Origin of the sequence: Archangium minus, from assembly GCF_044360475.1 — a bacterium.
Taxonomy (GTDB): Bacteria; Myxococcota; Myxococcia; order Myxococcales; family Myxococcaceae; genus Archangium; species Archangium minus.
This window is the reverse complement of record NZ_CP043494.1, coordinates 2,811,238-2,825,498: the sequence shown is the minus strand read 5'-3', so window position 1 is coordinate 2,825,498 and position 14,261 is coordinate 2,811,238. Positions and strand designations below refer to the sequence as shown.

At 68.8% G+C, this 14,261-nt stretch carries 12 protein-coding genes; 7 read left to right on the top strand and 5 right to left on the bottom strand.

Features of this window, described 5'->3' with window-relative positions; genetic code table 11:
* The first annotated feature begins 3 nt into the window (after nucleotides 1-3).
* Nucleotides 4-1,293 (top strand): O-acetylhomoserine aminocarboxypropyltransferase/cysteine synthase family protein, encoded by a 1,290-nt coding sequence (locus F0U60_RS11615; protein WP_395818025.1) that lies wholly within the window; start codon nucleotides 4-6, stop codon nucleotides 1,291-1,293.
* Between the two features lie 104 nt (nucleotides 1,294-1,397).
* On the top strand, nucleotides 1,398-3,803 hold the full coding sequence (locus F0U60_RS11610) for an alpha/beta fold hydrolase (RefSeq protein ID WP_395818021.1): 2,406 nt from the start codon (nucleotides 1,398-1,400) through the stop codon (nucleotides 3,801-3,803).
* A 15-nt stretch (nucleotides 3,804-3,818) separates the two neighbouring features.
* Here the strand turns inward: F0U60_RS11610 and F0U60_RS11605 are convergent, their stop codons facing one another.
* Complete coding sequence (locus F0U60_RS11605) at nucleotides 3,819-4,892, bottom strand: potassium channel family protein (RefSeq protein WP_395818018.1); 1,074 nt, start codon at nucleotides 4,890-4,892, stop codon at nucleotides 3,819-3,821.
* A gap of 58 nt (nucleotides 4,893-4,950) precedes the next feature.
* Here F0U60_RS11605 and bchM point away from each other — a divergent pair, with 58 nt between their 5' ends.
* Nucleotides 4,951-5,670 carry a magnesium protoporphyrin IX methyltransferase gene (gene bchM / locus F0U60_RS11600; protein ID WP_395818014.1) on the top strand — a complete coding sequence of 240 codons (720 nt, stop codon included), beginning with the start codon at nucleotides 4,951-4,953 and terminating at the stop codon, nucleotides 5,668-5,670.
* 9 nt (nucleotides 5,671-5,679) lie between these two features.
* Here bchM and F0U60_RS11595 read toward each other — a convergent pair whose 3' ends face one another.
* From F0U60_RS11595 to F0U60_RS11580, 4 genes are all read right to left on the bottom strand, one after another.
* Nucleotides 5,680-6,891, bottom strand: a complete 1,212-nt coding sequence (locus F0U60_RS11595; RefSeq protein ID WP_395825197.1) for a twin-arginine translocase subunit TatC — start codon at nucleotides 6,889-6,891, stop codon at nucleotides 5,680-5,682.
* Between the two features lie 36 nt (nucleotides 6,892-6,927).
* Nucleotides 6,928-7,392 (bottom strand): twin-arginine translocase TatA/TatE family subunit, encoded by a 465-nt coding sequence (locus tag F0U60_RS11590; protein ID WP_395818011.1) that lies wholly within the window; start codon nucleotides 7,390-7,392, stop codon nucleotides 6,928-6,930.
* Nucleotides 7,393-7,528: 136 nt separating this feature from the next.
* On the bottom strand, nucleotides 7,529-8,800 hold the full coding sequence (locus F0U60_RS11585; RefSeq protein ID WP_395818008.1) for an MFS transporter: 1,272 nt from the start codon (nucleotides 8,798-8,800) through the stop codon (nucleotides 7,529-7,531).
* Nucleotides 8,801-8,861: 61 nt separating this feature from the next.
* Nucleotides 8,862-10,778: a methyl-accepting chemotaxis protein gene (locus tag F0U60_RS11580; RefSeq protein WP_395825194.1), complete on the bottom strand. Its 1,917-nt coding sequence runs from the start codon at nucleotides 10,776-10,778 to the stop codon at nucleotides 8,862-8,864.
* 289 nt (nucleotides 10,779-11,067) lie between these two features.
* Here F0U60_RS11580 and F0U60_RS11575 point away from each other — a divergent pair, with 289 nt between their 5' ends.
* From F0U60_RS11575 to F0U60_RS11560, 4 genes are all read left to right on the top strand, one after another.
* On the top strand, nucleotides 11,068-12,099 hold the full coding sequence (locus F0U60_RS11575; RefSeq protein WP_395818004.1) for a histone deacetylase: 1,032 nt from the start codon (nucleotides 11,068-11,070) through the stop codon (nucleotides 12,097-12,099).
* A gap of 51 nt (nucleotides 12,100-12,150) precedes the next feature.
* Nucleotides 12,151-12,693, top strand: coding sequence for a hypothetical protein (locus F0U60_RS11570; protein ID WP_395818001.1), 543 nt, complete (start codon nucleotides 12,151-12,153; stop codon nucleotides 12,691-12,693).
* 25 nt (nucleotides 12,694-12,718) lie between these two features.
* Entirely contained in the window at nucleotides 12,719-13,399 is a 681-nt protein-coding gene (locus F0U60_RS11565) for a glutathione S-transferase family protein (protein ID WP_395817998.1), read from the top strand.
* Nucleotides 13,400-13,487: 88 nt separating this feature from the next.
* Nucleotides 13,488-14,246, top strand: a complete 759-nt coding sequence (locus F0U60_RS11560) for an SDR family NAD(P)-dependent oxidoreductase (protein WP_395817995.1) — start codon at nucleotides 13,488-13,490, stop codon at nucleotides 14,244-14,246.
* Nucleotides 14,247-14,261 lie beyond the last annotated feature (15 nt).

The following is a 14,261-nucleotide window of genomic DNA, read 5'->3' as shown; positions in this document are numbered from 1 at the left end:
CCCATGAGCACTCCCCCGTCGCAGTCGAAGAACTTCGAGACGCTGGCCCTGCACGCGGGCTACGAGCCGGACCCGACCACCGGCTCGCGCGCCGTGCCCATCTACCAGACGACGAGCTACCGCTTCCGCAACGCGCAGCACGCGGCGGACCTGTTCGCGCTCAAGGAGCCGGGCAACATCTACACGCGCATCATGAACCCCACGACGGACGTCTTCGAGAAGCGCATTGCCGCGCTCGAGGGCGGAGTGGGAGCGCTGGCGGTGGCGTCGGGCCAGGCGGCGGAGACGCTCGCGCTGCTCAACATCCTCAAGGCGGGTGATGAGTTCGTCACGGGCACGAGCCTCTACGGAGGGACGTACAACCTCTTCAAGGTGACGCTGCCGCGGCTGGGCATCCAGGCGCGCTTCGTGGATGCGAACAACCCGGACTCGGTGCGCGCGGCCATCGGGCCGAAGACGAAGGCGCTCTACATCGAGGCCGTCGGCAACCCGCGCCTGGACGTGCCGGACTTCGAGAAGCTGGGGGAGATTGCTCGGGCGGCGGGCATTCCGCTCATCGTGGACAACACGGCGCTGTCGCCGGCGCTCTTCAACCCGCTGCGCCACGGGGCGAACATCGTGGTGCACAGCGCGACGAAGTACATCGGCGGCCACGGCACGTCGATTGGCGGCGTCATCGTGGACGGCGGCACCTTCCCCTGGAACAACGGCCGCTTCCCCGAGTTCACCGAGCCCAACCCGAGCTACCACGGGCTCATCCTCCACGAGGCGCTCGGGCCGGCGGCGTACATTGGCAAGGCGCGGCTGGAGGGCCTACGTGACCTGGGCCCCTCGCTGAGCCCGTTCAACGCGCACGCCTTCATCCTGGGACTGGAGACGCTGAAGCTGCGCGTGCAGCGCCACTCGGAGAACGCGCTGGCGGTGGCGAAGTGGCTGAAGAATCACCCGAAGGTGGAGTGGGTGCGCTACCCGGGCCTGGAGGAAGATCCGTCCTTCGCGAACGCGAAGAAGTACCTGCGCAACGGAGCGGGCGGCCTGGTGACGTTCGGTGTGCGCGGTGGCGTGGACGCGGGGCGGAAGCTCATCGATGGCGTGAAGCTGTGGAGCCTGCTGGCGAACATCGGCGACACGCGCTCGCTCATCATCCACCCGGCGAGCACGACGCACCAGCAGCTGACGACGGAGGAGCGGCAGAGCACGGGAGTGTCAGACGGACTGGTGCGGCTGTCGGTGGGAATCGAGCACATCGACGACATCATCGCGGACCTGGACCAGGCGCTCTCGGCGGCCTGAGTCCCCACTACCCCTCTCCCTCTGGGAGAGGGACGGGGTGAGGGTAAGCGTCCCCGTCCTCACCCCCTGTTTCCCCAAACGAATCCCCAGCAGGAACTCCAGCCATGACCCCCCCACCAGGCGTCTTCGATCTCCCGCTCCCTGACCTGCCGCTCGAAGCAGGAGCCCGTGTCACGTCCCACGTTGCGAGAGGCTGGTGGTGGGGACCCGAGCAGGACCTGCCGTGGCTGCGCTCGCGAGCCCACATCCTTCCCGAGGAGAAGGTGCGCGAGAACACCCTGCGGGTCGTGCGCCGGACGAAGGAAGAGCTCCAAGCGCTCGCGGAAACCCCGCGCCCGAACGGGCCCGCGCGTCCAGACAACTCGGTGCCCACCGTCCTCCTGGTCCACGCGCTCACGGGAGACATGCGAGCGGGAGGCGCGGGAGGCTGGTGGGAGCCGGTCATCGGCCCGGGCAAGGTGTTCGACCCGGAGAGGGTGCGACTTCTGTGCTTCAACAACCTGGGCTCCTGTTACGGGAGCTCGGGCCCGGCGGACGAAGGCTTCCCGCGGCGCGTGGACGACAGCCGGTTCAGCCCTCCTGAGCCGCTGGCCAAGGGAGACCTGCGGCTCAACGAGCACCAGCTCCCGGCCACCATCACCCCGTGGGACCAGGCGCGCGCCATCCTGCAGGCGCTGGACGCGCTGGGCATCGAGCGGGTGTCACTCGTCACGGGCGGCTCGCTGGGAGGGATGATCCTCCTGTGCCTGGCGGTGCTGGACCCGGAGCGCTTTGAGCGCATGGTGCCCATTGCCGCCGCGGCGGAGGCGAGCACGTGGGTGGTGGGATGGAACCACGTCGCCCGACAGGCGCTGCTCCTGGACCCGGAGTTCCCAGAGGCGCCCGCACGAGGCCTGGAGCTGGCGCGGCAGCTCGCCATGCTCACCTACCGGGCGGAGCCGGGCCTGGACTCGCGCCACGGGAAGAACCCGGGCTGGTCCTCGCGCGCGCTCTATCCCATGCAGAGCTACCTCGAGTACCAGGGCCAGAAGCTGCGGGCGCGCTTCGACGCGCAGTCGTACCTCGCGCTGCTGGGAGCCATGGATCACCACGACCTGTCGCGCGCGCCCCAGGGTGAGCCGGACGGGACGTGGGGCATCTCACGCATTCGGGCGAGCACCCTGGCCGTGGGCATCGACAACGACCAGCTCTTCTACCCCGAGCACATGAAGAAGCTCGCGGAGCGCCTGCGTGCCCAGGGACAGCACGCGGAGTACGCGGAGATCTCCAGCATCCACGGACACGACGGCTTCCTCATCGAGTGGGGACGGCTCGACGCGCTGCTGCGGCGTGCACTCGCCCTGCCCCCAGGGGGCGGTGGAGGCTCCCGCGCGCAGGCGGTGGAGCCCCTCACGGAGGTGAACCTGCTCCTGCTGGGGCGGGGCACCGTCGGAGGCAACCTGCTGGAGCAGCTCCGCTCCCAACAGTCCGTGCTGGCGCGCGAGCACGGGGCGCAGCTCCGCGTGACAGGCATTGTCGACACCCGGCACCTGCTCTTCGACACGCGAGGCGTCCCGCTGAACCAGTGGCGCGAGCGGCTCGACCAGACACAGCGAAGCGGCTCGGGGCCTGGGGACGTGCTGGACGTGCTCGAGCGACTGCGCCGGCTCCCCACGCCGGTGCTCGTGGACTGCACCGCGGCAGATGGAATGGGCTTCCTGTACGCAGAGGCCTTCAAGCGGGGCATCCACGTGGTCACGGCGAACAAGAAGCCGCTGGCGCTGCCCTGGGAGTCGCGGGAGCAGCTCTTCAGCACGGCCCGGGCGAACCAACGAGCCTGGCACTACGAGACCACCGTCGGCGCGAGCCTCCCCGTCATCCGCACACTCGCGGACCTGGTGCGCACGGGGGACCGGGTGCGCCTCATCGAGGGCTGTCTGTCCGGGACGCTGGGCTTTCTGTGTGACCAGCTCACGCAAGGCCTGCCACTCTCCAAGGCGGTCCGCCTCGCGCGTGAGCGCGGCTACACCGAGCCCCACCCGCGCGATGACCTGCTGGGGCTGGATGTCGCGCGCAAGGCGCTCATCCTCGCGCGAGAGCTGGGGCTCGTGGTGTCGCAGGAGGACGTCGAGGTGGAGCCCTTCGTCCCGAAACAACTGCTCGCGGAGGACGACGTGGAGCGCTTCCTGACGTCGCTGGAGGCGTGGGACAAGGCGTTCGCCTCTCGCATCGAGGGCCTGCGCGCCGAGCGCCGCGTGCTGCGTTACCTGGCGCGCGTCGAGCCCCCCGCGAAGGAGGGACAGCTTCCGGTGCTGAAGGTCGGCCCCATCGCCGTGCCGCAGGAGCACCCGGCGGCGCGACTGAGGGGCTCGGAGGCCTTCGTGGCCTTCACCACCGAGCGACACACCGAGTGGCCCCTGCTCGTGCAGGGCGCGGGAGCGGGAGGCGCCGTCACCGCCGCGGGCGTGCTCGCCGATGTCCTCGAGGTGGCTCGCGCGTCCACTGGGAGGGCCCTCGCCCGGAGCGCCTGAGCAGAGCCGAGGCCCTCAGGAAGCGGAGTCGAGGCGCTGGGAGTAGACGGGGGCCTCCAGCTCCATCGTGTAGGCCCGGAGCTGCCGGTAGTCCTTGTACTCGGCCTGGAGGGTCAGCGCGTCCCCCACCTGGATGCGCGTCTCGCCGGAGGGGTGCAGCCACTCGTCGCGGCTCCCCTGCCGGCGCATGGACAGCGTCAGCGCTCCGAAGCGATCCCTCACCTCGGAGATGGTCATCCCCGGCAACCCATCGCGCGCCTCGAAGACGGACACCACCATCAGGTGCGTGCCGATGCGGAACGAGTGGATGATGCGGGGATCCAACGCGGCCAGCGCCATGGCGGGCGCCGCGAGCGACGAGCTGCTCAGCGCCTCGGCCTTGAAGGTATCGCGCACCTTGGCCACCAGGTCGTCGTCGAAGAGCCGGATGACCACGCGAATGTTCGGGTTCATCCTGCGCGCATCCAGTGCGATGTTCAGGTTGGCCAGGTCATCGTCCGTGGCGCAGACGATGGCCGCCGCCTTGTTCACATTGGTGCGCGGCAGGCACTGCGGGCTGCGGATGTCGTCGATGAGCAGCGGCACCTGCTCGTCGCGCAGCACCGACACGAAGGCCGCCTCCTCGCGCTTCTCCACCACCACCACGTCCTTGCCCAGCGCGCGCAGCTGCGTCACCACCCGGTACCCCACCCTCCCCGCGCCGCACACCACCACGTGGCCCTTCATCGTCTCGGCGATCACCTCGAACCACTCCTTGTCCTGCCTGTGTCTGGCGAAGAAGAGGTAGGCGAAGCGCACGACGCCGTCGACCAGCACCGCGATGCCCACCGGCGGGATGACCATGTCGAGCAACATCAACAGGCTGTCATCCACGTCGAGCGAGGGCTGTCCGTAGAGCAGGAAGTAGACGTGACGCAGCGCCTTGCCCAGGCTCACCCGGCTCCCGTCCAGCGGGGCATGGCGCCAGCGGTACACCAGCGGCATGCAGCCGAAGAGCAGCACCGCCATGAGGACCGTCGTGCGGAAGCGGCGCAGCAGCGCACCGAGGTAGCGCACGTTCATCGCCAGGCGGTGGCGGGGGTTCACCATCACCCCTCCCCTGCTACCATGCCCGTGACACCTCGGCCATACACGGCAGGAGCATTCCATGGAGGCGCACGACACCGTCCCCCACAAAGACAGACTCCTGACCTACTTCAATGGGCTGGGCTTCGAGCGCTGGTCGGCCATCTACGGAGACTCCGAGCTCTCCCGCGTCCGCCGGAAGATCCGCGAGGGGCACGCGGCGATGATGACCCTGGCCCAGCAATGGCTGGTGGAGACCCTGCGCCCCGATTCCACGCTCCCTGGGCGAGGGAGCGTCCCCCGGGTGCTCGATGCGGGCTGCGGCACTGGACTGTTGGGCGTGGCGTTGGCACAACGGGGCCTGCACGTCACGGCGGTGGATCTCGCGCCCCGGATGGTCGCCGAGGCCGAGCGGGCAGCGAGTGACGCCGGGGTCCGCGAGCGGATGGCGTTCCAGACGGGAGATCTCGAAACCGTGGAGGGCCACTTCGATGCGGTGGTCTCCCTGGACGTGCTGATGCACTACCCACGGCCGGGCTTCGCACGGCTCTGCACCCGGCTGGCCCGGCTGAGCCGCGGCCCGCTCCTGCTGACCTACTCGCCCTGGACGCCTCTGTTCGCGGTGCTGCACTGGCTGGGCGGCCACCTTCCGCACCACCATCGCCGCCCCGACATCCATCTGCTTCCCACCCGATTCGTCGAGCACACCCTGGCGCAAGCCGGGATGCGCATCCAACGCAGCGCGCGGATCAGCCACAGCTTCTACCACGTGGTGCTCCTGCAAGCCGGGCGTGAGGGCTGAGGCTCGTGCTCAGACGCCTGTCGTCGGGGTGATGCCCGTCTCGGTGTCCTGCTTGCCGCGCCTGCGCTCGATCATCCACACCGCCAGCACGCCCATCTCGTAGCAGAGCAGCATGGGGCCAGCCATCAGCGACAGGTTCACCACGTCTCCCGTCGGCGTCAGCACCGCTGCCAGGATGATGCACACCACGAACGCGTGCCGCTGGTACTTCATCAGCCAGCCCGCCTTCACGATCCCCACCAGGCCCAACACCGCCATCACCAGCGGTAGCTCGAAGATGACGCCGAACGACAGGATGAGCAGCAGCACCAGCGACAGCTGCTCGTTCATCGTCAGCATCGGCTTCGTCCACGCATGCGCCACGTAGCGCGCCTTGCCCAGCGCCAGCTCCTTCTCCAACCGCCACAGCCCCGCCAGCTCCTCGGCGCGCGTCGGCGCCACCCCGGCCAGCAGGCTCGCCGCCTCGTCCATGGCCTTCGCCGCAGCCGCGTAGTCTTCCTTCGCGTACGCCTCCACCGCCTCCGCCCGCTTCTCCACCGCCCCGCGCAGCACGATGCGCGCCGGTCCTCCGAAGCCGTCCGCCGCCGCGTCCACCAGCCGCCCCAACCCCGCCAGCCGCGCCTCCAGCTCCACGCTCTCCGACGGTGGCCGCGTGGCCTCCGGCGTCTGCCCTCCGCCCTCCGCCTTCAGCGCCGCGCTCGCCTCCTGGGCCAGCTTCCCCGCCCGCTCCGCCTCGCCAATACTCAAGAAGCGCAGCGCGTCATCCGCTCGCAGCCGTCCCACGTCCAGCCGCTGGGAGATCGCCAGGCTCTCCTCCTCGTTGAGGAGGAACTTGAACATCGACGGCAGCACCGCGAAGTAGCAGAACATCGCGCCCAGCAAGAACGCCAGCGAGCCCATGAACACGAAGGGCCCCGCGTAGCGGCGCTCCTCCGGGAAGAGCCCCGGCGACACGAAGCCCCAGATCTGCCAGAGGATGACGGGCGTCGTGAGGAAGATGCCGCAGTAGACGCCCACCTTCATCAGGACGTTGATTTCCTCGATACCCGAGGTGTAGACGAGCGCGCGCCCGTCCGCCGGCAGCGCGTCCAGCACCGGCTTCACCAGGATGCCGAAGATAGGCCTGGCGAACACCATCGACGCGGCGCCCAGGACGAACACCGCGGCCGTACACTTGAGCAGGCGAGAGCGGAGCTCCGTCAGGTGCTCCGCCAGACTCATCCGAAGTTCGTTATCCACGGTCGCGAATCTCGAGGGCTATCCACCGCTCTTCGGGGTGGGAGCGTTGCGCGCCACCGTGCCCGGGATGGGCTCCAGGCGCGGAAGGGCCTCCGCCTCCGCGGCGAGCGGCTCGGAAGGGGAAGACGCGGTCTCCACGGGCACCGCGGCCGCGGCCATGGCCGGCGCGGCGGACTCCGGGGTGGCCACGATGGCCTGGGCCTCCGGGAGGGCGGCCGGCGTCACGGGGGGAGCCACAGGCGCCACCGAGGGCATTGCCGCCGGGATGGGTCCGGGCACCTTGGGGCGCGGCTCCTCCTGGAACTCCTGATCCATCTTGTAGAACTCACGCTCCACCACGGTGCGGACCTCATCGGTCTGCCGGCGGAAATCCCGCACGAACTTGCCGATGGCCCGCGCGAACTCAGGCAGCCGCTGCGGCCCGAGCACGAGCAGCGCCGCCACCAGGATGAAGATCAGTTCGCCTGCGCCGATGTTGAACATGAGCGAATGGCTCCAGAAAAACCGCCTCGGGGTTATCGCGCCCCCAGCGGCGGGGTGCAACCCGATTGGACCGCCCCTTGTCTGCCTGCCGCCGTGGAGAGCAGGACAAATGGCCCCCTCCTCGCCCGGTATGCACTCACGGAGGGGTCCCTCCGCCCCCCGCCCCCAGGGTCAAGGCCGCCCCCGCCGGCCCGGGAGTAACGAGCGCCCGGTCGCGTGCCTGCACCTGGCGCTCCACCCAGAAGAACAGCCCCGGGAGGGTCAGCGTGAGGCCCATGGACAGCAGCACCACGCGGTCCATCCCCCCCAGCTGCCCACTCGGCAGGTCTGTCAGGAGCTGAGAGGACAAGAAGGCCCCGGCCGCGGCTCCCAGGTGCTGCACGGCGGACTGGAAGGACATGAAGCGCGCGCGGATGGCCAGCTCCGGCACGCGCGAGTTGAGCGTGCTGTAGGCCACGTTGCGCACCCCGTTGGCCAGGAAGAAGCACGAGAAGATGACCACCAGGGGGACGCCGGCCGGCAGGTGGATGAAGGCGAGGTAGAGGACGCCGATGAACATCACCGCCCCCGCCGAGCCCACCCGGAACGAGCCCAGACTGTCCACCGCCTTGCCCGCCAGCCGCAGCGTCACGAAGCTCACCAGGCCGCCAACGAAGTAGATGAGCTCCAGCTCATCGGGCGGATAGCCCAGGTTGTGCTGCACGTAGCTGGCGATGTTGGGGATGATGAGGAAGCCCGCCGCGTTGAGCACCCCCGTCAGCGCATAGGAGGTGAGCACATCCGTGCGGGTGAACAGCGTCCGGACGCTCACGACGTGGGTCTGCTCGCGCTCCAGGTGCCCGCGCATGGAGGGCAGGAAGAAGATGGCGCCGGCCACGACCAGCAGCCCCATGCCCGCCACCACCAGGAACGGCAGACGCCAGTCACCCCACCGGGCCAGCTTCAGGGCCATGGGGACCCCCACCACGGACGCCACGGAGAAGGCCCCCATCACCGAGCCCATGGCCCGCCCGCGCCGCTCCACCGGAATGAGGTCCGCGATGATGGCGAGCGCCAGCGACGTGGCCGGTCCACCGAACAGGCCCGCCGTCGCCCGAGCCACCAGGAGCGACGTCAGCCCCGTGGCGAAACCACCCGCCGCCGTGCTCACCACCAGGCCCAGCATGACCACCGCCAGCGCCTTGCGCCGGTCGAACCGGTCCAAGAAGTAGCTGCCTGCCACTCCCGCCACGCACCCCGCCGCCGTGTACACGGCGCCAATGGTGCCAATGTGGCTGGTGGCGATGCCCAACCCCGCGGCGAAGCTGGGGCCCAGCGGCATCACCATCACAAAGTCGAGGATGTTGACGAACTGGACCGCGCCGATCAGGAAGATGATCGCGCGCTCGGAAATCACACGGGTGGACATGGCATCCCTCCCCTAGTCCACGGGAGCTCCGAGCGCACGCCAATCCTCGTGCGCGCCCTCGCTACACCTTGAAACGCCGGGACTCGGCGCGCAGCACCTCGGACTGACGCTGCAGGCTGTCGATGGCCTCTTCCAGCGCCTTCACCGAGCGCGTCTGGTGCTCGGACACGCCCTTGATGGCCTCCACCGCCTTGAGCACCTGCTCGCTGTTCTTCGTCTGCTCCTTCTGAGCGCGGTTGAGGTGGGTGACCATCTCGTTGATGTTCTCGATGGAGCGGGTGATCTGCTTGCTGCCGTGCGCCTGCTCCTGGCTGCTGCGCTGCACGTGGGCGGTGATGGCCTTCATCCGCTCGGCGCTGTTCATGATCTGCTCGCCGCCCTTGGCCTGCTCGTTGGAGGCCTTGGAGATCATCTGCACCGTCTCGGAGATGCGATGGATGGCCTGCGTCACCTGCTTGCTGCCGCGCGCCTGCTCCACCGTGGCCCGGGCGATGGCCTTCACCATCTGCGTGGACTTCTGCGCGCTGTCGTTGATCTTCCGCAGGGTGCCCTCGGCCTCGCGGCCCAGGTTCACGCCCTCCTCCACGTTGCGCACGCCCTGGTTCATCACCTGCACCGCGTTGCGGCTCTCCTCCTGCACGCGGCTGATGAGGTCGGCGATCTCCTTCGTGGACTTGCCCGTGCGGTCGGCCAGGTCCTTGATTTCATCCGCGACCACCGCGAAGCCCTTGCCGTGCTCGCCTGACTGCGCGGCGATGATGGCGGCGTTGAGCGCCAGCAGGTTGGTCTGCTCGGCCACGTCGTCGATGACGTTGAGGATGTTGCCGATCTCCGAGATGCGCCGGCCCAGGCTGTCGATGACGCCCGAGGCGCCCCGGGTGGACTCCTTGATGCGGTCCATGCCCTGCATCGTCTTGCGCAGGGCCTCCACGCCCGTCTTCGCGTCCTCGGACACCTGCTCGGACAGACGCGCCGTCTCGTTGGCGTTGGCCTCCACCTGGCCGATGGCGTTGTCCATCTGGCCGATGGAGGTGCTCGTCTCCTCGGTGGAGTCACGCAGCTCGTCGATGTTCTTGGCGACCTCCTTGATGGAGAAGGTCATCTCCTCGATGGCGCTGGTGGTCTCCTCCACGCTGGCGGCCATGGCCTGGACGTTCTCGGCCACCTCGTCATTGGTGGCCGCCATCTCCATGATGGAGGAGCTGCTCTCCTCGGCGCTCTGGTAGAGCACCTCCACGTTCTCCGCGATGCCGCGCAAGCTGGCCAGCATCTCCTCCATGGACGAGGACGTCTCCTCCACGCGCCCCTGGATGGTGGTGGCACCCGAGGACACCGTGGTGCCGGCGCGCGAGAGCTGCTCGATGACGTTGGAGACCACCTCGGACACGCCGCGCACCTGGCCGAGCGTCTTGCGCAGCGACTGGCCAATGCCATCGAGCGCCTCGGCCAGCTGGGACAGCTCGCCCGCGCCGTCCACCGAGACACGGCTGGTGACATCTCCCTCCGCCATCTTGCGAGCCACCGCCATCATCCGGTCCAACGGCCGGAGGATGAACTTGTTCGTGACGACGTAGATGAGGAGCACCACCGCGGCCAGCCCCGTGACGAAGGCCACCAGCAGCAGCAGGGAGAGCTCGCTCAGGATGTCGCGCAGGGGAGCGAAGTTCACCACCACCACGACCCGGCACGCCCCGTCTCCACACTGAGGCCCCTTCGCCAGCTCGGACACGACCCTGTCCCCGTTGGCGAGCTCGAAGGACGAGGAGGTCTCATGGGAGAGCTGCCCGAACAACGCGGAGAAACGCTCGGGCTGCCCACTGCTCTCCAGGAGGATGGAACCATTGCTGGTCACAATGGCCACGTACGTGAAGTCCTGGTCCGCGCCCAGCGAGCCCATGGCGCGCATGGCCTGCTTATCCGCGTCCGGCAGCTTCAGGAGGCTGGCGAGCTCCACGGCTTTGGCGCGGCCATGATCCATGAGCCGGGTCTCGAGGTAGTTCGAGACCAGCCAGGAGAGGGAGAATTGCAGGCCCCCGAGGATGACCACCAGGGGCACTGTGAACGAGGCGAACAGGGCGACCCGGAGACCGGGCTTCTTCTTCAGGCGTCGGAGCAAGGCCCGAGGACTGTAGGAAGGTTGACCCTCGAAGGGCAAGAAACCGGCGGTCCTGCCCGGGGGGCCCTGCCTCCCGTCCCTCGCTCGGGGAGAGAGAGGGCGGGCGTCGCGGCTTCGTTCGCGCCATACTGGTTGGGTGGGAACCCACGCCATGACCCAGACGCTGCTGCTCACCGATCCTCTCTTCCTCCGGCACGACCCGGGGCCGGAGCACCCGGAACGAGCCGAGCGCCTGGCCCGCATCCTGGATGTGCTCGAGTGCGAGCCCATCTCGGGAGTCGAGCGTCGGGCCCCTCGCTCGGCCACCGAGGAAGAGCTCGCCGCGGTCCACACCCCGAGGCTGCGCGAGTACCTGCGGGGGCTGCGAGGCCGTACCGAGCTCATCGACCCGGACACGGTGACGTCACCGGACAGCTACGAGGCGGCGCTGCGGGCGGCGGGGGCGTCGGTGCAAGCGGTGGAGGAGGTGCTGGCGGGACGAGCGCGCAACGCCTTCGCGCTGGTCCGGCCCCCGGGACACCACGCCGAGCCGGATCAATCCATGGGCTTCTGCCTCTTCAACAACGCGGCCATCGCCGCGGAGGCCGCGCGCCGCCAGGGCGCCGAGCGGGTGCTGATCTTCGACTGGGATGTGCACCACGGCAACGGCACGCAGGCGGCCTTCTGGGGCCGGCGGGACGTGCTCTACATGTCCGCGCACCAGTTCCCCTTCTACCCGGACACGGGCGCCCCCACCGAGGTGGGCGAGGGCGCGGGCGAGGGCTACACCCTCAACTGTGGCGTGCCGCCAGGCGCGACGGACGCGGACTACGGAGCGTTCTTCCAGGATCTCTTCCTCCCCGTGGCGCAGGCCTACAAGCCGGACCTGGTGCTGGTGTCCGCGGGCTTTGACGCGCACCGCAAGGATCCTCTCGGCGACCTCGAGCTCACCGAGCGGGGCTTCGCGGCCATGGCCACCGAGCTCAAGGCGCTGGCAGAGAGCGCATGCGGGGGACGGCTGGTGCTGCTGCTAGAGGGGGGCTACTCGCTGGAGGGCCTCTCGCAGTCGGTGCACGCCTGCGTGGAGGTGATGGCGGAGGACATCAAGGACCGCTTCCCGGAAGGGGTCTCACGGGGAGCGGCGGAGGCGCTGCGGCGCAGCCGTGAGGCGCACAAGCCCTACTGGTCCGTGCTGGGCCGGTGAGGCACGCCTGAGTCGAGACCTGGACGACATTCACAGGTGGTGGGGTGAGACGTGGATGCTGAAGCCGTGGAGAAGTTGCAGCGCGCGGGCCTGAAGGTGGACCAGCCCGAGATGCTGCGGGTCGCCATCCAGCGCGACGAGAATAAGAAGATAGTGACACCGCGCGGGGAAGTGGCGGTGATGGGCAACGAGGGCCTGGTGCTGACGGCGCTCAAGCCCATCTCGCAGCTGTGGACGGGCTCGACGGTACCGCCGGATCTATCGCGGACGCCGCCGCTGCAGTACCAGCCCTTCTTGCTGCTGCTGGAGTCAACGGCCGCCAACTACTGCGCGGCCATTGGCAAGCCCGAGACAGATGACGAGTTCGAGCGGCTCTACCGCCAGCTGCGCCGCAGGCCGGATGGGAGCGACCCGCACCCGCTCTTCGCGTACCTGCAGGGCGCAGCGCGGCTGTACATGTCGCTACGGGACGTAAGCCAGGCCGAGTTCGAGGCGGTGGTCAACCGGCTGAGCCAGTCGGCGAAGTGGCATTCCTCGCACGTGGGCAGTACCAACTACTACCGCGAGGTGCTCCAGGGGCTGTTTGGGGCCTGAGCGCCCACCAAAAAGGAACCTGCCGATGATCGACCTGTACACGTGGATGACACCCAATGGTTACAAGGTATCCGTCACGTTGGAGGAGCTGGGACTGCCGTACACGGTGCACCCCATCGACATCAGCAAGGGGGTGCAGAAGCAGCCCGCGTTCCTGAAGATCAACCCCAACGGGCGCATCCCGGCCATCGTGGACCGCGAGGAAGGGAACTTCGCGGTGTTCGAGTCGGGCGCCATCATGCTCTACCTGGCGGAGAAGACAGGGAAGCTGATGCCCACGGACCGCAAGGGCCGCTCGCTCGTGACGCAGTGGCTGATGTTCCAGATGGCCGGCGTGGGCCCCATGCAGGGGCAGGCCAACGTCTTCTTCCGCTACTTCCCGGAGAAGATTCAACCGGCGATCGACCGTTACCAGAACGAGACGCGGCGGCTCTACACGGTGCTCGACACGCGGCTCGGGGAGAGCGAGTACCTGGCGGGGGACTACAGCATCGCCGACATCGCGAACTGGGCGTGGGTGCGCATCCACGGGTGGGCGGGCGTGTCCGTGGACGGCCTGCCGAACCTGCAACGGTGGCTGGCGGCCATCGAGCAGCGGCCCGCGGCGCAGAAGGGAATCACCGTGCCGCAACCCTCGAATATCGGCACGTCCCCCGCCGCCCAGGCCCAGGCCATCCAGTCGGTCCAGAGCATCGTCCAGCGGTAGACCTGGAACGTGCCGCACCGCGCCATTTGTGCTCCCCTCCCCCGCCCTTCCGTGGCAGGAAGGGCACCGACATCCGAAGGGAGCACACATGGCGGAGATGAGCTATCGGACGGCGCTAATCACAGGGGCCTCGAGCGGCCTGGGTCGTGGGCTGGCGCTCTGGTTCGCCCGGCGCGGCGTCAAGGTGTACGCCGCGGCCCGGCGCCGTGAAAACCTGGAGGCGCTCGCCAACGAGGCCCGCGCGGCCGGCGCCCACATCGAGCCCGTGGAGTTGGACGTCGCCGACGAGGAGGCCACCCTCACCCGCATCCGCGAGCTGGACGCCGCCTGCGGCGGGTTGGATCTCATCATCGCCAACGCCGGCTTCGGCCAGGAGTCGTCCGGCAAGCGCATCAACTGGGAGACGGTCAAGAAGACCATCGACGTGAACGTCACCGGCGCCGCCGCCACCCTGTGTGCCGTGCTGCCCCAGATGGTGGAGCGCAAGCGGGGCCACATCGTGGGCGTGGCCAGCCTCGCCGCCTGGCGGGGATTGAAGCGTCAGGCGGCCTACTCCGCTTCCAAGGCCTTCCTCTCCACCTTCATGGAGAGTCTGCGCGTGGACCTGAAGACAACTGGCGTGCGCGTCACCTGCATCTACCCCGGCTTCGTGAAGAGCGAGATGACGGCGCAGAACAAGTCCATGCCCTTCCTCCTGGAGACGGAGGAGGCGGTGGAGCTGATGGGCAAGGCCATCCTCCGCGGAGAGGCCGAGTATGCCTTCCCCTGGCAGACGGCCAGCCTCATGAGCCTGATGAAGGTGATGCCCAACGTCCTCTTCGACACCGCCATGCGCAAGCTGCGCTGACGCACGGCGGTGCCC

Excerpts from the sequence above, each read along its gene's own strand:
- F0U60_RS11615 (WP_395818025.1), top strand. The coding sequence starts at position 4 with ATGAGCACTCCCCCGTCGCAGTCGAAGAACTTCGAGACGCTGGCCCTG.
- F0U60_RS11610 (WP_395818021.1), top strand. The coding sequence starts at position 1,398 with ATGACCCCCCCACCAGGCGTCTTCGATCTCCCGCTCCCTGACCTGCCG.
- F0U60_RS11605 (WP_395818018.1), bottom strand. The coding sequence starts at position 4,892 with ATGGTGAACCCCCGCCACCGCCTGGCGATGAACGTGCGCTACCTCGGT.
- bchM (WP_395818014.1), top strand. The coding sequence starts at position 4,951 with ATGGAGGCGCACGACACCGTCCCCCACAAAGACAGACTCCTGACCTAC.
- F0U60_RS11595 (WP_395825197.1), bottom strand. The coding sequence starts at position 6,891 with ATGAGTCTGGCGGAGCACCTGACGGAGCTCCGCTCTCGCCTGCTCAAG.
- F0U60_RS11590 (WP_395818011.1), bottom strand. The coding sequence starts at position 7,392 with ATGTTCAACATCGGCGCAGGCGAACTGATCTTCATCCTGGTGGCGGCG.
- F0U60_RS11585 (WP_395818008.1), bottom strand. The coding sequence starts at position 8,800 with ATGTCCACCCGTGTGATTTCCGAGCGCGCGATCATCTTCCTGATCGGC.
- F0U60_RS11580 (WP_395825194.1), bottom strand. The coding sequence starts at position 10,778 with ATGGATCATGGCCGCGCCAAAGCCGTGGAGCTCGCCAGCCTCCTGAAG.
- F0U60_RS11575 (WP_395818004.1), top strand. The coding sequence starts at position 11,068 with ATGACCCAGACGCTGCTGCTCACCGATCCTCTCTTCCTCCGGCACGAC.
- F0U60_RS11565 (WP_395817998.1), top strand. The coding sequence starts at position 12,719 with ATGATCGACCTGTACACGTGGATGACACCCAATGGTTACAAGGTATCC.
- F0U60_RS11560 (WP_395817995.1), top strand. The coding sequence starts at position 13,488 with ATGGCGGAGATGAGCTATCGGACGGCGCTAATCACAGGGGCCTCGAGC.